Annotated in this window: 20 protein-coding genes; all 20 read right to left on the minus strand. The window is 33.2% G+C overall.

All coding sequences use genetic code 11. The features are described from left to right. Positions 1-88: 88 nt before the first annotated feature. Positions 89-1204 carry a glycosyltransferase gene (locus CRT24_RS04845; RefSeq protein WP_099370124.1) on the minus strand — a complete coding sequence of 372 codons (1116 nt, stop codon included), beginning with the start codon at positions 1202-1204 and terminating at the stop codon, positions 89-91. A gap of 24 nt (positions 1205-1228) precedes the next feature. After that, the gene (locus CRT24_RS04850; RefSeq protein ID WP_099370125.1) at positions 1229-2335 is read right to left on the minus strand and encodes a glycosyltransferase; all 1107 of its coding nucleotides are present in this window, start codon (positions 2333-2335) and stop codon (positions 1229-1231) included. Position 2336: 1 nt separating this feature from the next. Then, the gene (locus tag CRT24_RS04855; RefSeq protein WP_099370126.1) at positions 2337-3467 is read right to left on the minus strand and encodes a glycosyltransferase family 4 protein; all 1131 of its coding nucleotides are present in this window, start codon (positions 3465-3467) and stop codon (positions 2337-2339) included. After that, positions 3433-4722: a hypothetical protein gene (locus CRT24_RS04860; protein WP_099370127.1), complete on the minus strand. Its 1290-nt coding sequence runs from the start codon at positions 4720-4722 to the stop codon at positions 3433-3435. Before CRT24_RS04860 ends, CRT24_RS04855 begins: the two co-directional genes overlap by 35 nt. Positions 4723-4734: 12 nt before the next feature. Then, positions 4735-5721 carry a glycosyltransferase family 2 protein gene (locus tag CRT24_RS04865; protein ID WP_099370128.1) on the minus strand — a complete coding sequence of 329 codons (987 nt, stop codon included), beginning with the start codon at positions 5719-5721 and terminating at the stop codon, positions 4735-4737. Between the two features lie 17 nt (positions 5722-5738). Next, a complete protein-coding gene (locus CRT24_RS04870) occupies positions 5739-6614 on the minus strand; it encodes a beta-1,6-N-acetylglucosaminyltransferase (protein WP_099370129.1) in 876 nt (291 codons plus the stop codon). Then, positions 6611-7456: a beta-1,6-N-acetylglucosaminyltransferase gene (locus tag CRT24_RS04875; RefSeq protein WP_099370130.1), complete on the minus strand. Its 846-nt coding sequence runs from the start codon at positions 7454-7456 to the stop codon at positions 6611-6613. The genes CRT24_RS04870 and CRT24_RS04875 overlap by 4 nt, the downstream gene beginning before the upstream one ends. A gap of 6 nt (positions 7457-7462) precedes the next feature. Further along, positions 7463-8395 carry a capsular polysaccharide synthesis protein gene (locus CRT24_RS04880; RefSeq protein WP_218962576.1) on the minus strand — a complete coding sequence of 311 codons (933 nt, stop codon included), beginning with the start codon at positions 8393-8395 and terminating at the stop codon, positions 7463-7465. Between the two features lie 26 nt (positions 8396-8421). Next, the gene (locus CRT24_RS04885) at positions 8422-9360 is read right to left on the minus strand and encodes a glycosyltransferase family 8 protein (protein WP_099370132.1); all 939 of its coding nucleotides are present in this window, start codon (positions 9358-9360) and stop codon (positions 8422-8424) included. Positions 9361-9380: 20 nt separating this feature from the next. Beyond that, a complete protein-coding gene (locus tag CRT24_RS04890; RefSeq protein ID WP_099370133.1) occupies positions 9381-10304 on the minus strand; it encodes a glycosyltransferase family A protein in 924 nt (307 codons plus the stop codon). Positions 10305-10370: 66 nt separating this feature from the next. After that, complete coding sequence (locus CRT24_RS04895; RefSeq protein ID WP_099370134.1) at positions 10371-11495, minus strand: hypothetical protein; 1125 nt, start codon at positions 11493-11495, stop codon at positions 10371-10373. A gap of 156 nt (positions 11496-11651) precedes the next feature. After that, positions 11652-12206, minus strand: coding sequence for a serine O-acetyltransferase (locus CRT24_RS04900; protein WP_099370135.1), 555 nt, complete (start codon positions 12204-12206; stop codon positions 11652-11654). 36 nt (positions 12207-12242) lie between these two features. Beyond that, positions 12243-13166 (minus strand): glycosyltransferase family 32 protein, encoded by a 924-nt coding sequence (locus CRT24_RS04905; protein ID WP_099370136.1) that lies wholly within the window; start codon positions 13164-13166, stop codon positions 12243-12245. Between the two features lie 16 nt (positions 13167-13182). Continuing rightward, positions 13183-14112: a capsular polysaccharide synthesis protein gene (locus tag CRT24_RS04910; RefSeq protein WP_099370137.1), complete on the minus strand. Its 930-nt coding sequence runs from the start codon at positions 14110-14112 to the stop codon at positions 13183-13185. Next, on the minus strand, positions 14102-15076 hold the full coding sequence (locus CRT24_RS04915) for a glycosyltransferase family 2 protein (protein WP_099370138.1): 975 nt from the start codon (positions 15074-15076) through the stop codon (positions 14102-14104). The genes CRT24_RS04910 and CRT24_RS04915 overlap by 11 nt, the downstream gene beginning before the upstream one ends. Before the next feature lie 66 nt (positions 15077-15142). Continuing rightward, positions 15143-15865, minus strand: coding sequence for a WbqC family protein (locus CRT24_RS04920; RefSeq protein ID WP_218962577.1), 723 nt, complete (start codon positions 15863-15865; stop codon positions 15143-15145). A 126-nt stretch (positions 15866-15991) separates the two neighbouring features. Continuing rightward, the gene (locus CRT24_RS04925) at positions 15992-16624 is read right to left on the minus strand and encodes a NeuD/PglB/VioB family sugar acetyltransferase (RefSeq protein WP_099370140.1); all 633 of its coding nucleotides are present in this window, start codon (positions 16622-16624) and stop codon (positions 15992-15994) included. A gap of 3 nt (positions 16625-16627) precedes the next feature. After that, positions 16628-17710, minus strand: a complete 1083-nt coding sequence (locus CRT24_RS04930) for a DegT/DnrJ/EryC1/StrS aminotransferase family protein (protein ID WP_099370141.1) — start codon at positions 17708-17710, stop codon at positions 16628-16630. A gap of 59 nt (positions 17711-17769) precedes the next feature. Next, positions 17770-18870, minus strand: a complete 1101-nt coding sequence (locus tag CRT24_RS04935) for a glycoside hydrolase family 99-like domain-containing protein (RefSeq protein ID WP_099370142.1) — start codon at positions 18868-18870, stop codon at positions 17770-17772. A gap of 318 nt (positions 18871-19188) precedes the next feature. Beyond that, on the minus strand, positions 19189-20643 hold the full coding sequence (locus tag CRT24_RS04940; RefSeq protein WP_099370143.1) for a lipopolysaccharide biosynthesis protein: 1455 nt from the start codon (positions 20641-20643) through the stop codon (positions 19189-19191).

Consider the following 20643-nt stretch of genomic DNA (forward strand, 5'->3'; position numbering starts at 1 on the left):
AGAACTCAGAATCAAATATTATTTTTTTTGTTGAACAGCAATAAATACCGCTTTTACAATGTTAAGGCAAAATTATGGATTGGTTATATCACGCTAAAATCTTATTATATATTTGTAAACATTTATCTACCATTTTTTGTCGCGTAAAATGCTCTAAATAGCGATTTTTGCTTCCATTTGAGAGATTTTTGTAGACATCTTCTTTACCGAATATCTGCTTAAAAGCATCAGCTAAAGCGTGCTCATCACAGATGTCAACAGTCAACCCAGATACTCCATCCTTATTGACCCAACTTACACCCGATTCAGGAATCTTCGTGGAAACAATGGGTTTACCATATCCCATAGCTTCAATTTGGACAATAGCGAATGCCTCTGTCTTTAAAATAGAACTTAAACAAAACAAATCACAAGCCTGATAATACCCTGTAACTTCTTCGTCAGTCATAAAACCCAACAATTTAACCCTTTCAGATAAATTATTGCTGTCTATTAATTGCTGCAATTCATCCTTCAAAGGGCCTTTCCCTCCTATTAATATCTGATATGAATCATCAAGATATTTTGCTGATTTAATTAAATATTCATAGCCTTTATATTCAACTAATCGACCTAATGAAAATATAATTTTTTTATTTAGATATTCAGCCTTAACTGACTCTTTTATAGGGGATAATTTTTGGTCAACATCGACACCAATTGGAATATAATCGACTTTATTCTGTACAGAACGCAAGAATTTAGATTGTTGGACATATACTGGTGTTGTTCCCACAATGATATCAGCTCGCTTAATGAGCCAATCCTGCAATGGTTTGTACAATCTTAACAAAGTCTTTTGTTTTAAAATATCACTATGCCAATGAAGGACAACTTTTCCTTTGAAATTGGTCAGAAATAAAGCCAAGCAAGCCATTGGATCAGGGTGATGAATATGGATGATATCATAATCCTTAGCAATCTTTCTCAATTTCATGATCATCTTGGGAGCCAATTTGGTTGCTGCAGCATTGATCTGTGTTGGCATTACAAACATCGATGCAAACTCATTTAAATGAATCGTAGCCTCAGGATGATCTTCCGTGGAAGCACATAACATATCGCAACGAACCCCCTGATTAGAAAGTCCTAACATTAGATCATATTCAACTTTCTCAACACCTCCGCGGATCGGATAAAATTTGCCCACTTGTAGAACTTTCATGTTTGCTTTTCCTTTATTTGTATTTTACTTCAATAACATATTAAATAACTCTTCCCAATTCTCAGCTTTTGGTTCTGCTAACTCTTTAACTGCTTGTTTAGATAAGAACGTCTCGTCTCCCTTGATTAAATTTGCCATCATTTTAGCCAATTCAGCAGGTTTGTCCGGATTAAAATAAGCTGTTTTCATACTACCTTCTGCTGTTTCGTGAGCATACGGAAGATCTGCCAACAACATGGGACGCTCATATTTACTGAATTCTGAAATTGGCAAACCCCAAGACTCAACTTTTGAAGAATAGATTAAACAATCTGTAGTGGAATAAAACTCGATAAGTTTTGACTTAGGGATAAATCCCATAAAATCAATATTATCAATAGTGCCCCAATTTCTTTTTAACCATTGGGCGTATTTATTTTCTGTGCCTTTTACGGTAATAGAAACTTTGAAGTTATCAATGTTGTATTCCTCTACTAGAATTTTAGCTGCTTGGCATATGACCTCAAAATTTTTATGGCTATTAGGAGATCCTGCAAATAAAAAATGGTAGAGATTATCAGACTTAGAGATTGACTTATTTTCCGGAACAGCATCTGAAATTTTAGGCCTTGATACAATTATTTTACGCGGATTAATTCCAAACATTTTACTTAAACCTTCTCTGAACCATTCTTGTTGGACTACCAGAAAATTGTTTTTTCGAATATTAGTTTGGTAAATAAATTTTGTAAATATGGCGAATAACGCAATTTTTGGAGCAAATACTAAATCATGAAGTTTCCATTTATAAAATGAAAATGAATTATGGCAATATACTGCTCTTCGTTCAGCTTGCACATTCGGCGAGGTGTCATGTAACGAAAACCATAGATAAACATCCCCTAATTCTTTAGATATTTTATCCATTGATACATATTCATACCAAAGCCTATTCGTCCATCTTTTCTTTGGCCATTGTGTTTCAATATATTCGACATTAGGAAATTCTGCAAGCTCTTTTTTATGAACTATTGCTATTACTTTATAATTATTTTTTACACTATATTCAGATAAAAACCTCAAGCAATCTTTGAGTATTTCTAAGGTACCAGCTTCAACTAAATTAACAGCAGAAATAACAATAGTCTTCATATTATTTACTTAAGGATTCATCAAATAATTCCAGCCATTTTTGCATAATTTTTTCCTCAGAGAAGTTATTTGACAATTGGAAAGATTTTTCACCAAATTCTTTACGTAAATTATCATTTCGGATTAACTCAATAACTCTTTTTGCAAAGCCTGATTTATCACCTTCTTCTAAGAGAAAGCCATTTACACCTTCAGAAATTATGTCTCTAGGTCCACATTTACATGTGTAAGAAATCAATGGCAAACCAGCTACCTGACCTTCTAATAGCGCCATTGGCAAACCTTCGTATCGCGAAGTCATTACGATCATAGAGCTATCTAGATATTGTTCATCTATATTTCTCACAGGCTCCCTAAGGGTAATTGAATCATTTAAATTTAATCTATCGATCATTTTTTGGAGAACATCCTTCTCAGGTCCTTTACCAAAAATATTAAGATGCCATTCAGGATCTTCTTGATGAACGATTGCCCAAATATCTATCAGATCCTCAAAGCGTTTTTGATAATCGTATCGTCCAACAGCGATAACATTTTTAGAATTTAAATTACTTGGCTCACTAATCTTAAAACTATTGGCATTTGGAATCACAGCAATGTTATCTAGATCGCCCCAGTAGGACTTATCTTCTTCAGTTAATACAACAAACTTGTTATATTTCTTGACTGTTTTTAGGTCATTGTTACTTCTTATTTTGTCAATTATCTTCCAAATACCCTTTCTACCATATTGCATCCTTTTAAACCTTGAAAAATGAATCTCAACGATTTTTTTACTCCCGTCATGGATATTTGGCAACAAAGTGACTTCATGATCAAATAGTGATACAGTGATGTCAGGCTTTATTTTGAATAAAAGATCTTTTAGTAATTTTTTATGTTGGGATTGCTTTTTGGGATAGTCAACTAATTTTTTGAACAATCCTGAATTGTTATTTCCTGTATAATTTATACCTAGATCTATTTGTTTTATGGATTCATCCAGGTTAAAGTAGGGTTTACGGTTTTGTTGATCGGTAGTTATTATTGTGATTTCGTGACCAAGTTTTGCGAGATAATTGGCTTTATTGGCCAATACACGCTCCATACCTCCTGAGTTAAATGTACCTAGGATGCAATACACTATTTTCATAAACTTCTTCGTTTTCGACTGTACTTTCTGTGACTTTTAAAGAATCTATACAATAGAATACTGCATAAATAAAAAAGATATCTGTTGCTACTTTAAGCCATATTACAAAGGTAAATGCCAACAATATCATAAAGAACATCCAATATTGTTGATGACGTCTCATAAATACCAATGCATTTACGACAAACAGTAACGCAAAGACAGAAAAGCCAATCAAGCCACAATACAATATAAATCGGCAGTAACCAATATCGGTACTATAGACATAGTTATCAAACAAACCAGACCCTATTAACCATGTTTGTTGATCTTGAGGCCAGATCCACATTTCTCTATTAAGTTTATCCGTTGAGTCAGTTCGCCATTCTCCATGTTCAACGTAGTTGAAAAATCCCTCAAATGCGAACCTCATTTGATCATAGAATTCAGCATTTGTTTGATATAAATAAATGGATAAACCTATTGCAACTACTAGAAAAAAACCAAATAAGAGACTAAGTTTGGAGGAATAATTTTGAACCGCTCGCTTAAAAACACTAGATCCGACAATAAAATAAGCTAAAGAACTTCCTAATCCAATGACGGTTGTTCTGGAAATTGCATTTCCAATGATTGCAATAAAAAAGAACGAAATCAATAATAGACTTATAGCCCATCCGTTATTCCTTACCTCTTCATCATTGTTCAATACTGCTGTGATCATTAACAAGACAATGGAAAACCTTACTCCTGCCGGATCCAATGCAGCTCCAATACCATATAACCTATCCACTTCTTCAAAAAACTCTTGTCCTTGCGATACATAGCTATCAACCAATATTTTAAAACTTGGGATATTATCAATTAATAAAGCGGCAGCACATTGAAAAACACAGATTGCAGTAGCATAAAAAGTAAACAACTTAAAATCCAATTGGCCATGGACAGCTTTTATAAAAGTACAAATAGCATATGCTCCAAAGTACCAAACGGCAAAACTTGTGATATAAGTAGCATAGGCATAATCAGTCGTTTTATTTATATCTGTTGAATAAAAGCTTATAAATGAAAACAATAATGCTAGAACGACAGATAATAAGAATCCTTTTGAAATTTTTATTTCACCTTCACGTAACCAATTTAAACCTGCAAACATTGCTCCCAATACTGCTAATATCATTTTTGTATTGAGCGATGGCAGGAAGGTAAATGAAATTGGAAACAAATAAAAACTTACTGCAATTCCAACGGATATATAGAGTAATAAACGAATCATATATTCTGATAACTATTTATATAACACACCGTATACTAAACGTAAAACGACTTTATTATAAAGTTTTACAAGCCAAAATTGTTTTTTGACTGCTGCAAGCTGCAGCAATCTGGTACGAATCGGTAGTGCCTTATTCTCCATTACATAGGAATTTGATTCAGGAAACCAATTCAACCACTTATTATATTGCGATTTTTTTTCAGATATTAATAATGGTAGCTTTATATTAAGCTTTAAATAGTCTATTAAGTTACCTATCTTATTCGAAAAAACACTGCTTTTTAAATATTTTTCGACTTCCATTACATTTGCAGTAACCTGCTCAATATGACTGTCGGAATACGTTTTTGTCAATGATGATGTATTACTCTGTCCATAATGATAAAAATGTCGGTCTAGGTACCCTACTCTTTCTGCTTTAGAAAACAATTTTATTGCTACCATCAAGTCCTCTCCCATATTCTTACCTTCTATAAACTTGATATCATTTTCTTTGAATAAGGAGGCTTTAAATAAAAACAACCATAAGTTCCAGCGCATGGTACCTTGCATCATGTTTTCAATGGCCCCAAATGGTGAAGAAAAACTTGGTTGATGCATTTTACGTTCATTTTTCTCAAATGTCAGGTACCAACTAAATCCAACTATATCCAGATTAGATTTTATTGCTAGATCTAAGCTTTCCTCGATAGTGTTCTTGTCGATGGCATCATCGGCATCAACGAAATAAATGAATTCTCCTCTTACGGCATTTAATCCTGTATTACGAGCTGCAGCAACCCCTCTATTTCTTTCGTGGCTTATGATATCAACTTGATAACCGGAGTCTTCCTTAAATTGGTTTAGCACATTTAAGCTATTATCGCTACTCGAATCGTTCACAAATATGATCTGCAAATTCTTATAAGTTTGATCTTTTAAAGAATCTAAACATATGTACAATGTTTTCTCAGCATTATATACTGGGACGATGATCGAAACTAGCTCTTTTTTATCCATGTTTGTTAAGTACAAAACTAAGTTTTATTTACATGAACATACTGTAGAATTTTATCTACAGCACTGATACTCTTTGAATTAAATTTCCTTGCAAACAATTTGTCCGAATGAATTAAATAATCGTAATCCTTTTCAGTCCAATCTCTTATGACATTATTTTCCCACCTAATCTCCCTCATACAACCTCTACCTTCGTCATTTAAATCAAAAATATTATTCTTGAATTCAGAATTCCAACATATAGTTTGAACAACAATTTCATCACAACAGAAACTATTGCTGTAGGTTTTTAAAATATTATCTTTTTCTTTCAATATTAATTTTACCAAGCCATCAGTTATACTGAGCCATTGGGTACCTTTTTTAAACGAAATATCCTTATTCCGCTTGTAGTGAATTAGGTCTTGAAATTTTAAAAAACCGGAACGAATAATTCTTTTAGAAAAGTTTAATAGCCCTTCATCTGTTCTAAAAGATTCCGAGAACAAATGAATTTTCTGTACTTTTCTATCGATTTCATTGGTAATATCTCCTTGATAATATCCTATAAATTCCTTCCTTTTATTCTTTAAGAAAAACTCATGAATGTAATCCTGTGATTTAATTGGCATATCTACACCAGATAACAAATGATAGTAATCATAAGGACCGTTTTTATTTGCTGCTTCGAATAAATTGAGCTCAGCTTCCATAACCGTTACATCTCCCCATTTTACATCAATTCTATCTTTAATTATATAAAGGCGGGCATGCTTTAGTTGTAAATCCGGTATTTTACCAACTTTAGAATCGAAATGAATATAAACATCATTCCTTTCGTCGTCTAAAGCCAAAAGCAACTTCCTTAACACTTCAAATTCGTTGTGTGCAAGAATTAAATATGCATGCTTCATAAATTGGATTTTACTTTTTGCTGAATATGATGAACAACATCCATATCTGATGAACTAAACTTTCTACCAAACAAGAAATTGGAGTTGTCAATCAAATTTAAATCTTCAGAAGTAATAACAGTGGAATTAGCATCTCCTACATGGTGCAAAAGCAATCTTTCAGAATACATTAAGTTCCAATTCTTGTTCGCATAGGTTAATTCTGTAGGAACAAATAGCTCATCTCCACACATCGAAAGCTTATATCTATTAAGAATTTCTTTCTTTTTGTTTAATAGGTAATCGACTGCATCTTCTGAAATACTTACCCAATTTGAGGCTTTAATAAAAGTTCGATCTTTATTTATCTTTAGATCCAAGATTTCCTGAACCTTAATACCCAACCTCCATAAAATCTGTGAAAATCTGCTTTTTGAAAAAGTCTTCATGCCAAAATTCATTTTATTACCTTTTCGTTCTAATTCATTAGGATCAGATGGCATCGGTGAAAAAACCTGCGATTTAGGAAATGAATTGAAAAAAGAATGAAATTCATCTTGATTTACCAAAGGCAAATGCACCCCTGAAATCATATGATAATATTGGTAAGGACCATTTTGTTTCGCTAACTCAAATAAAGCAAACTCTGCTTCGATCTGAGTTATGTCGCCCCATCTTACATCAATACGGTTTTGGTCAGAAATAAATTTTAATCGGGAATGTTTGCACTCGATTGTGGGCAGCGAACCTACTTTTTTATCAATATGTATGAAAATATCGTTTCTTGGGTCATCCAGTAGATCAACCAAGATGGATAAAATATTAAATTCGTGATGAGCAATTATTAGGAAAGCATGTTTCATAAATGTTTATAGTATTGGCTGTAGTTCTTCCTGTACGAAAGCATTGAATCTGTTCATACCCTCTTCTTTGAAGTAAGACATTTTATGAGTATTTGTTAGTTTTAAAACCTCTTTATAACTCTTTAAACCCTCAACCCCGTTAAATTTTGTTTGTAATAAATGTGGATTAACGTCACTCTCAATAACACATTTCTGATCTTTCAGTTTTCCTTCAACAAGTTCATTGTATAATACTTGGAAGAAAAAATAGTCTATAATATCTGTTTGAGTTTTCCAGTAATAGTTTATCAATTGAAACATATCATATATTAAAGGATTTCCTTTTTCAGCATAGATAATACTGTTCAACACATTGACTTTAAAATCTTTACCCCATCCCCAATAATAAGAATAGCTATTTTCCCAACGCTTTTTATTAGTTTCATTTGGATCCCTCTGGAACATAAAATAAGGCATCTCAGCAAAATTGGCGTTTAATGGTCCAGTTAACAGAATAGTAGCATCCAACCATACTCCCCCGTAACAGGTAAGCAAGGCCAACCTTAATAAATCTGAAAAGAATGTTCGTTTAAAAGTACCTTCGGACAATTTTTCAAGAACATAATCAGGTAAATCTATATACTCAGAAAAATTACTGTCATCTACCCTAATTACTAAATAATCTTCTTTGAAATAATCGACAGATTTAAAACAAACATTCACTACTTGAGGAAGATCTTTTTGATCTACGCCTTGTCCCCAATATTGCCAAATTATTTTTTCAGTTTTTAATTCCTTTTTAGGTTTTAAATCCAGCTTCTGTATTTTTCCAGAATAGTAATCATCAATTATAGGTTGCCAAAATGAAGCAACTTCTTTATGCTTCTTTTTAATCTTGGAACTTCTATAAGATGCCCAAATATCACTTACAAGTGGCAACTTTTTAATTTTATCTATCACAGCTTCAATTTTTTTGTTGAATACTATTATTTTGGATTTGCGTATTTCATCTTTCGGTACATATGTATTGCACCAAGACTTAATTTTCCTAAAACTGGGAAATTCATCATTTTACCCAACCAACTTAGTTTTGCTTTTTCATTCCAAGTTTCTTTTATTTCTGCAGGAAGTTGGAAATAATACTTCCACCATACTTCAAATTTAACAGTTATTTCATTCCAAGGTTTCCCCCCCGTATAATGAATAGTACCATGATCATGAACTTCCTCCCAATCTTTTTCAGAATAGCGTTTTAAAAACTCAGGTTTGAATTGAGGAAGAAAAAATGTTCGTATACTATTATAAATTGGTTTAAGAGGCGATACTCGTCCTTGAGTGTGTATGTTTAATACATCCTGATCCGGAAATTGAAGATAAGGTACCTTTAATCCATCGATTAATTTTTGAGTGAGGTTATCTTCTCTCATTTGCTGGAGATTCATTATCAAAAATCCAGAGTTAAAATAATATCCAGGCTTGCAACCAATCTCATTTAAATAGGATATCTGTGAATCTAGGGCGGCTTCGTAGACCGCAGCTAAATAATTGTCCTTTAATTCTACGGTTTCAAACAGCTTACCTAGATCATTCTGTATTATTACATCACAATCTGTATAGATTATTTTGTCGTATTCTTTTAGTAAATCTGGCAACAACAACCTAAATGAGGCTGCAATAGTATACCGTTCATCCACATATACACCTTCCAATGCCCCATCTAAATTCAGGAATTTAAATTTCATTCGATCAGGCGAAAAAGTGTTTAACAATTCCTGAAGATTTGTTGGAAGATCTTTAGTTAACAAACAAATTACTTCAAACTTATATTTTGAATCAGAATTTTTTAAAATCGAAGATAAACAGGTAATCGCAGGAACAAAATAGTTTTCTGTAAAAGCGACTACGATGGGGACGTATGGATCCATATTTTTTCTGTTAGACTTTATTATTTTTTTAATATTTTTTCAAAAATAAACCTCGCATACATTTTCAATTTATCTTTCCTTTCCAATAAGGTACAGTCTTCAATTTTACCAATTTTGCTGAATGGTAAATGTTTAACTGCCACATTATAATAATCATAAACACATTTTTGATAAAGTGTATCCCATTGAACTTTTTGCAAGCAAAATTCCTCAATTGGATCTGATGTTGTGGTATATTTAATTGAATTCACCATTTTATATAATTGAGTTATTGCTCCGATCTTTTCTTCATATTTAGTTCGATCACTTGAAAGATGAATATCCGAAATCCTAAAATCAAATAACATCTCACTCGTGCTGGCAACCCCATTCTTTGCTAATTTTACTGTGGTAATAGTATCAGTTCCAAATGCATATGGCAATTTATCAAATTGTTCTTTTTGAATTGCTTTTGTTTTGAACATATAATTTCCGATACAGACATATGTAGCTCCACGAACCCAACTATAAACAAACTCAACCTGACTACATCTCTCAGGTAAAAAACCATCTATCTCCAATAACTTTCCTGAATCATCGATTAATGATATTCTGGATCTTAACAAATCTACTTCTGGATATTTATTGATCAATTCAACACAATCCTTTGTAAAATCTTGATGGTAAATATCATCATCTGCTGCCAACACCAAGTATTCCCCCTTCGCATACGTAATACATTTATTCCACTGTGCTACAAGGTCCTTCCCACCAATATTCTCTTCATTTTTATAATACCTAATCCGAGGATCATCATAATTTGAAACTATTTCATATAAATTTTGAGGTGAATCATCATCTACAATGATCAATTCGAGATCACTATAGCTTTGATTAAGAATGCTTTCAATTGCCTGGTCTAAAAACTTCGCTTTATAAGCAGGTAATACATATGATACCAACATATTCTCTTTTTTTCTTTCGTTCAAATATTAGATATCATAAGTGAAAGCTTTCTCAGCTCATGATATCTATTCTTTCCTTATATGATCGATTTCTTTTATAGATGAGAAAATAGCGGATTTTAAATACTCACCATTTCTCATTTTTCTAGATATAGAAATCGCATTGTTTCTCATTTCCAAAAAATCTTCTTCCTTAAGAGTCGACAAGGCAACATTGATATCCTCTAATTTCTCAATTAGTACCCCCACATTGTTTTTGGAAACAAAATCGCTAACTGCTGAATGTTTCCATACAAATACTGGAATACCTTGAGAAACGTAAAGGGATGCTTTGTGAGGATTACTATACTTTAAGTATTCCCCGACGTTCCCTTCACAAGTTTCTACAGACGGACCATCCCAAACTAAGCCAAAGCTGTTAACCCTATCGTTTAAAACAGCAGTACCAGATTCAAATTCCCCTAAATAATCAAAGATCCCTTTGTCAATAGAGTCATCTAAATTGATTCCCAATAAATCGACCTTTACCTTTGGAGTCCATTTATATAGAAACCCGGATTTTCCTTTTTCCAAATTGCCTGCAAAAACAATGTTATATCCTTTGATTTCAGAATTGATCTCAGCTATATTAAATTCAGAATCATAGAGGTAATCGAAAATCTCCAATTCTCCCAAATGATCCTCCGCAAGACCTTTCTCAGCCAACAGAGCACTCATCCTTGAATTATGAGTTATTACTTTGTCAGCAATGCCTAAGCGTTCTGCCTCCTCAAACAAATTTGTTTGATGATCACGTCTAATCGAATCAATATCAATAACAATGAAAATTAGCCGGAAACCTAATTTTTCCTTGTATTCTCTTAAATCGGAATAAATCTTTTTTGCAATATTATAGTTAGTTTCAATCGGGTAAGTAACAATCAATAAGTCCGTTTCTACCCGCTTCTTTAAAAATACTAAAAAATTAAAATAATTATAAACCTCCTTATACTTCCTCTTTGAGACTCTAAGAACCCTGTTTTTTACAGGAAGTAATTTTTGCTTATAATATTCATAGACAATTGAATTTGATAAACCTGAGGTCAAAATCCTCATTGTATCAATCCTGGCTTTATAACCAGCATGATTTATCTTGTAAAACAAATCATCTATGACATATATTTTCTTTATGTTATTTTTCTGAAATCCCATAATTGTTCGATGTTTATAATCGACAATTATATTAAATTTCTTAAATATATAACCTCACTAAATCATCCTTTTTTTTACCTGATATCACTATAAAAATTAACATAAACTAATATTAACCCATATGAGTGGAAAACTTAATTTTCCAAATAGTTATTTTCATTTCTGGACGATTTTACCTGGAATTCCAACGACCGATTTTCCTTCCTCCAAAACTGATTTTAAAACAATAGAACCAGCTCCAATTTTCACGTTGTTGGCAATCTCAATATTTCCTAAAATTTGAGCTCCTTGGCCAATATCAATTCCGTTTCCCAATACCGGTAAGCCATTGGAATCATCCCCAGAATTTCCAATACAACAGTTACCATGGATCGTACAATTTTCACCTATGCGTGCCAATGGATTAATTATCACAGAGCCGTAATGAGCAAGATTTAAACCCAAACCAAAGCATCCCGCAGGAATAAAAAATCCTAACTTCACTCCCAACCTGTTCTTCTTTCGCAGATAATAAAACTTAAGAACCTTATTGGGACGAATAAAAGTATAATACTCCTCAGAACGAAGCGCCTTCAAAAACTTACGAATCCAGAATTTTTCAGTCTGTAATAACCAGTCCATCATCCCTTCTAATGAAAAAAACGCTGGAAAGAATATCCTATCCCCCTTCACATATTCTTCTTTACTATAATTACTATATTTATTCTGCATACCTGGTAAAAATATCTCTTAATTTACGATCTTATTTTAATACTGTCTTAGTTGACCAATAATACTATTGTCACTTATCAAATTCCATCTTGCATAATATTTTATCAATTCCCTATCCTTAGCTGTAAGTTTTAGAATAGGAAAATCTTCTAAAGGAATGTTTTGTCGACACAAAACATAATTTATTTTGTTGAAATCCCAACCACAGTTTTCTTGAATATAAAAGGCACTATCCTCACACCTTTTTAAGTACATATTAACATTTTTCAAGGTTCTACTTGCAATCTGTTCCGTGATGTTCAACATCAAGTAACTTGGGTTTGAAAGTTGTTGCGTGAGAACTTTATAATCAGTCCTACTTTTCAAATGATCAAAAAACCTCACACTACCATACTCAATAATTGGTTCAAACAACTTCAACCACAACTTTATAAATTCATTATCTTGTGGTGCAGCTAAAAACCAAGTCTCAACAATCGGATAATCATAATTTACTGTACTTTGTGATCTATAATATCCAACTAAATCATAGGAATAGGTTTCATGTTTATGAATCCATTTCAAATCCGAAACCAATACTGTTGTTGCATCAAGCCAAATCCCGCCGTATAAATTCAATAAAACTAGCCTTATATAATCAGCTTTATGCGCAGGCAAAAGATCTGAATGAAAATCCACCCTTGGAATATAATCGAATAAATTCTCAGAATTGAGAACAATAAAATCATACTCCGGATTACGTTTTTTGTTGTTATCAATAATTGCTTTTATAAAACGAGACATCTCAACGCTATCCCAATAAATCCAAACTCTTTTTGGTATCGACTTATTGTTTGAATGCTTATTCTTTTTAATTTCAAGAACTTTTTCAGAATGGCTAAACCCATTCTGAATAGTACTGTTCTTAATCAAATTAGATCCCAGACTCTTTACAAAAGACATAACTTCTTTTTTATTCATAGCTCATCTTCTTAAATCAGTGACTAATTAATTGTCCTATCAAACTCCTTGACTTTATTAAATTGAAATCCTTTAAGACATCAAGCAAAGACCTATCTCCAGCAGTTAGCTTGATAAGCTTAAAATTCGATTTCGAACTGTCTAATTGCGTGAGTGCATAAGCAATGACATTAGGGTTCCATCCATAATAGTTCTGTAAGTAAAAAGCACTGTTTTCTGCTTTCCTTAGATAAAAACTATAATCATTATCCGATTGAAGTGCAATTTGACATGCCAAGTAGACAAGTAAATAATCGGGCGGCTCAATTTTTCTGCTTATTTTCTTGTAGTCATCCCGCTTTTTTAATATTTCAAAAAACGCCTTGCTCCCCAATTCGCGCATCGGAGTAAGGATATCCAACCAATTCTTAATGAATCTATTGCCTGCTGATGATGCCAAAAACCAAGTTTCGATTACTGGATAGTTTTCATCAACCGTATTTACATCCCGGTAAAAACCTATCAAATCATATCGATTTTCTAGATCCGGATGATGTAACCAACTCAAATTCTCCTGAAGTAAAATGGTAACATCCAACCATACACCTCCATATTTATACAATAGATCTAGCCTTATTAGATCAGTTTTGTTTGCTATTGGAACTTCCGGGTGACAGGTAAACAATGGCAGGAAATTGTGCAGAGTGTTCTTAGAAAGAACATTTATCACATAACCTTCATCAAACCGTCTTAATTTTGAAATAAATCCTTCTATGATTTCTGGGAGTTCATCCTCTTCCCAATAAACCCATATGATCCTCGGTATTGAAGGCAAGTTCTTCTCCTTACCATTTAGCTTGATAACTTTCTCAGTTTCAGAAAACTCTGGAAGCTTGAAAATCCCTCTTTTATATCCAGCTGCCATACATCTTACAACCTTAGACATTCTCTTAAGTTCAGTAAACATATAGCTCAGGATTAGTGATAAACAAACTCAATACAACAGCTTTTCTAAATACAAGCTTCTCTGAAATCCTTTTTAATAAGTAAGTGGCATTGCTAGGTGAAATTTTGAACATCAACATAAAAAGTTGACCAAATTCCTTTGTAGATAAAGCCGAAATTCCAACATCTTCAGAAATCTTCTGACTTTGCTTAATGAAATTCTGTCTAATCTTCCTACACTTAGCATAGTTCTTTAAATTCAAAACTGCCTTCAAGACATGCATAGATTGGAAGAAAACAGATTTTTTGCCAAAAATTGAAATATTTGACATCCGGTAAACTGCCATAAACTGTGGTAAATAACCATATTTCCCAACCTCACCATTTAAAAACCAAAGAACATAATCTCCAACTAAAGAATTCTCCAACAACTTTATCGATGGCAAATTATTCCTGAACAATACAGAAGGAGTATGAATAAAATTCCCCGATGATATTTGAACCAAATCTTTTTTGGCTTCTACTTCAGTCTTATTTAACGTCTCGTGCATAAAACGACCTTCCTCATTGTCGTACAATAACACTCGATGATAAACAAGATTACAGTCCGCATTAGCATCCAAAAAATCGACCTGCCTTTGAATTTTATTGGAATCGATCCAATAATCATCACCCTCACAAACTGCAATATATCGTCCCTTTGCTTGCTCATAAGTCCATATAAAATTCTTAATGGATCCCTTATTAACAATATGGTTGTAATATCGAATACTGAATTTAGAAGGATCATACTTCTTCTTCTTCAAAATTGATTCTACCACCTCATTCGTATTGTCAGGTGATTTATCATTTGAAATAATCAATTCTATGGTGCCATCAAATTCTTGATCCAAAACCCCCAGAATCGCTTTCTCAATGAAATTCTCATGTCCATACGTAGTCATAATGACTGAAACATCTATCGGTTCTTTTTTCAAATAATCCATATCATCAAATAATAGATTAAATAATTCGGTTAATAATTATGGTTAGTGTGTTGTTGTTTCCTTAGCTTATGATAATTCAAACTGATCTAACATCGTATGGATCTCTTCTTTTGAATTGAACATCATTGCATCCAAAATAGAAAGACCAGGTTCAAATTCCCGATATCCTTGCTTATAGCCCCTTAGTTTGATCTGATGGAAATACATATCGATATCTGCGACATCATATTTACTTCTATTGAAAAAACTTTTACCTCCGCTGGGGTTTATGTAAGTTAAGTTAGAACCTATGCTTTTACATATGTTTAATGCCCATTCATCTGAATCTTGAGGTTTCTCAATTTTTAATTCCATCTCCGAAAAAATTGAAATATTCCTCTGAATATCTAAATAAGCACATATCTGCTGCAGAACATGTTTGTTCAACATGGTAATGTTATCGAAATCTCCAGATAATGTATCCTCTAAAAATTCCATCGTTGAACTATAGTTCGGAGCAATTTTTTTATAAATTGAAAGTTGAGCTAAGATTTTATTTTTCCAAGGTTTTGAGTTGTCTAAAACACAATCCTTTATTAAAGTCGACCTACCATTGTTTTTGATAAGAGGGACCTGAATATACAACCATCCTTCCTTCTGCTTTAAGATTCGATTTCTTTCAATCCAGCCCTTACGTTTAAACTGAACCGTATCTAATAAGATAAAACGATCTGTATGCTTTATCAAACTGATATATCCCAAATAAGGAAAGAAATATGGCTGCATTATACCTATTCTTTCTCTAAGCATAATGAGTTGTTCTTAAGATTTTATTACTAGTGTGTGTTGTTAGTTTGTGTGATTTATGTTACTTATTACCTTTTATTACATATCTTTCATTTTATGTTTTACAATTAAACTATTATCCTTTACCAATTAATTCGTTTTTATAATTTTACCCGGCACACCTACAACTGTGCAACCATTTGGAATATCTCTGTTAATCACTGAGCCAGCACCTACAATTACATTCGAACCAACACTTATATTAGGTAAGATCGTACAATTTGACCCCAAAAACGTAAATTCTCCAATTTTCGTTCTTCCTGAGATTACAACCCCAGGACAAACCTCCACAAAATCTTCAATGTCAACATCATGACCTATAGAACTGATTTGATTGATCAAAACCCCTTTTCCAACTCTTACATCATTCGTAATAACTGAATTCAGCATCACATTTACTCCTTCACCGAGCTCAACGCCAAATGATCCAATCCTACTGGTTGATGAAATCATAGAGGAAGGTTGTCCTCCGATGGAAGTGAATTTCTTCCACGCCATTTCTCTTAATGCAGGTCCGCCAAGTCCTAAGACAAACCGATTGTCAACCTCCCTGAAATATTCTTCTACCTCTTTCAAGGTTCTCATTATCTTGAACTCATTGTAAAGTTTGTCAGGCAAATCCGTAGACACATCATCATAAAAGACAATATTATCTCTATCTTCTTTCTCTAAACAAACTTCCAAAACTTCTTTTGCGAATCCCTTCGCACCAAATATGATCATGTACTAATTATTTTGACTTCTTAATATAATCCTGGAAATCCAATCAATTTCCTCATCAGTCAATTCATAATACAAGGGCAAGCATAAAACTCTTTTTGCAATATCATCTGTAACCTCCATTTCCACTGGAGCTAAGTAGGGTAAACTAGATGACAAACTAGGATAAAAATATCGGCGAGTGAATATTTCAAATGTGTCTAAGCTCGACTTGACCTTCAATAATAAATCCTCTGACTCCAAAATGTAAACCAAATATGCCCCGTTTTGGTTTGAATTTTTATGCCATAATGGAACTTTCGCCTTGAAATTCTGAAGGTTTTGGTTATATCTTTCAATAATTTCCAACCTCCTTTTGATAATCTTATCAATCCATTTAAAATTAATAAGACCCATAGCCGCATGAAACTCAGAATTCTTTCCGTTAATCCCCAACTCTGAAAAACTACTGTATCCCGAAATTCCAAAATTGCGCATGTGAGCAATCTTTTTCAATAATTCTGGATCCTTAGTAATTATCAGTCCACCCTCTACACTATGATATAACTTGGTAGCATGTAAACTGCAAGTACTGATATCGCCGTATTCAAATATCGACCGACCATTCACCTGAACGCCAAACGCATGGGCGCCATCATAAATCACCTTCAGATTATACTTTTTCGCAATCGCATCTATAGCCTCTACATCACAAGGATTACCATATACATGAGTTGCTAAAATTGCTGATGTGTTTGGACCAATAGCTGCTTCGATCTTTTTAGGATCGATATTTAAACTAAATGGATCGATATCAACAAACTTTGGTGAGCAGTTTTCCCAAACAATAGAAGAGGTTGTAGCTACAAAGGAAAATGGAGTTGTAATGATTTCTCCTTTCAACTCTAAAGCCTTAATAGCTAATTGAAGAGCAACAGTACCATTGGTAACATATAAAAGATGATTTAAATTAAAATACTCCTTTAAAACCATCTCAAGTTTACTGGCTAATGGCCCCATATTGGTAAGCCAATTCCTAGTCCAAATACTCTCAATATAATCCCTGTACTCCTCTATAGGGGGTAAAAATGGTCGTGTGACTGGTATCATGTGATTAATTTCTTATGAAAATTAGTTAAACTAAACCGTTAAACTTCTTTCTATAAGAACTAATCTTTTGTTTGTAGGACATCCTTTACAACTTCTAGGTATTTGTGCCCAAATTTTAAATCCGGCTCCAAATGATTACCCTCAGCCCATTCATTCCACGATTTCAAAAATACAATCTGATTCTTAGGCTCATATTCCTTCACCCTACTAACAGCATTTATGAATGCTTTCTTAAATAATTCAGGTGTCGAATTGTGTAATACAAATCCATTCACTCCGCTCCTCGGGCTGTTGTCCCAATTTGGAATCACCGTTGGATAATATACATTACCTTTAGAATCTTCATTAAAGTCCTGGATAGCATCTTTATATTGGTAAATTCGAGTAGGGCGTTTAAAAATCTTTTTATAAATCTTGTTTAATCTGCTTGTTTTTGCTCTTCGATAAAGGTCTACGAATTTATTAGCTGATTTAAGATATGAATCTTTAGTGTGCACCGCTGGCGTCAATGCATCAAACCCATACTTTTGTGTATCCCAATCTGGATCGACATTCGTAGCCACCAAATGCAACCCCTCCAAACCATGCTCCGCAGCTAATTTCCTAAATGTAGATACAAATAAACCCAAGTCAGGAATTTCCATAGGTTTATACACCATAAACAATGGCTTATTATCTACCTTAAAATAACGAGGATCCTTGAAAGCAGGCAGAACTGTATTAAAATGATTTATGTAATCTTGCTCTCCAGGATAAACCTGTTCCATTAATACTGATTTGGGATTACCATGCCAAATACCACTCCAAGTTTCATTTGCCCAAGCCAAACAAAATGGAAAATCCGGTTCACTACTTTCCAATACTTCTTGAAATGGCCTTTCTAAGATTCTACGCCCATTGCCAAACCAGTAATGCCAATAGCAAAATGCTGAAATACCATATGCCCGAGCTAAATCAGCCTGCGCTTTTCGAGTCTCAGGAACACGTAAATCATAAAACCCTAAATCAGCAGGAACATGGGGTTGATAATGACCCGGAAACATGGGCTTAGCTTTAGCAACATTCGTCCATTCCGTAAATCCTTTTCCCCACCATGCATCATTCTCTGGAATAGGATGAAATTGGGGCAAATAAAAGGCAATCGCCTTAATGTTATTCATAAATACTTTAAACTAAAAAAGTAAAAATATACTATTACAATACTAATAAACTAAATATTAATATCCAATATATTTATTCTCAGATGGTTGTGATGATTTAGTTGATATTTAAAATTTATTGTTTTTAATACAATAGCACAAAAATCCAACCTTAATTTGAGAAATCAACGTAAAAAATCAGGTTTAAAAAAATTGTTAGATAAATATCTACAAAACATGCAGGAATATTATTATACATTAAAGAAAGGAATCTCTAATTCAGGAAATGAAAGCGGCATATTAACGCGTGGAAATCATTTAATATTAATTCTTCTGAAATTATTCTGAAGCTTTATTACGAGTGCCTTTGATTAAATCCAACAGTATAAATATCTCCTTAGACTTCATCAAATAGGCTGAGCCAAAATATATGGCAAGGAATAATGTTACTGTTATTAATAATCTCACAAAATCTCCGTAATTAATTAGGAAAAAATGATCCAACGAATAGATCAGTGCACCAACAATCAATGCCCTGAAAATACTTGGCAGCAAATCAGCAAATTGGCTGAAAATAGGGTAATTGATAAATTTAGAAGTATAATGGGTGTTTATAAAAACCGTTATCACAGAAATAAAAACACTACCCCAAACTAAGCCCATCATTCCAAAGGGAAAACAAGCAAAAATCACAGCTACTATGACAAACTTTTTGATGATCTCAATCCTCAAATACAGATCAGACCTCCCCTTAGCTTGCAGGATATTCAAATTATAAGTATGGATAGGGTAAAAAATACCTCCTATCGATAAGATTTGAAAGTATGGTACAGATGGCAGCCAACGTTCGGTTAATAAAAATCGAATTAATGGCTCTGCAACCACAACCATTAAAACTGAGATTGGTGCTATTAGAAAAATTACAATCTGGATAATATTCTGATAGTATTTTTTTAATGCAATATCGTCATGAGCTAATTTCGAAAATAACGGAAAGGTAACTCTATTTAATGCACCTGCAATATTAGTAATAGGAAGTTGTTTTAAGGAGTCTGCACGATTATAATACCCCAATTCTCTGGTAGAAAATGTCTTCCCGATTATAATTGTATATAAATTGTTAAAAATAGTATCCAGTAGAGAGGAAGCAGTTAGTCTTACTCCAAAATTGAAATGATATTTAAATTTCTCCCTATCAAAAATAAATGATGGTCTCCAATCGCTGTATAACCAATATTGACTGGCATATACAAAATTCTGGGCCAAAGATGAATATACTAAAGACCAAGGTCCATAACCATGCGTAGCAAAGTAAATACCTGTAGCACCTCCTGCTAACATGGACGGCAACTGTATCTTAAAGGCTGTTTTAAATTGCATAGCCTTCATCACTCGACTGGCTTGAACAGCTGCAAAGGAATCAATTATCAGAATCAATGCATAAGTCCTGATCAAGTCAGTTAAAATAGGAATATCATAAAAAGCTGAAACCAAAGGTGCAATCAAGAAAACAATTGCATATAGGATTAAACTGGCGACAAAATTAAACCAAAAAACAGTAGACAAATCCGTATCATCAACATCCTGAGCTCTAATCAAACTGCTCGTCAAACCGCCGTTGACAATAACAGCAGAGATGCTCATGACAACACCATATAACGCAATAGTTCCAAAGTCGGATGGTAATAATACGCGTGCTAAAACAAGGTTTATGACAAAACCTATCAATTGTGATCCAAATTGCTCAGCAAAAACCCAGAAAACTCCTTTAGCAGCTTGTTCTTTAAGCCCCAT

This window comes from Sphingobacterium sp. 1.A.5, assembly GCF_002734235.1.
GTDB lineage: Bacteria > Bacteroidota > Bacteroidia > Sphingobacteriales > Sphingobacteriaceae > Sphingobacterium > Sphingobacterium daejeonense.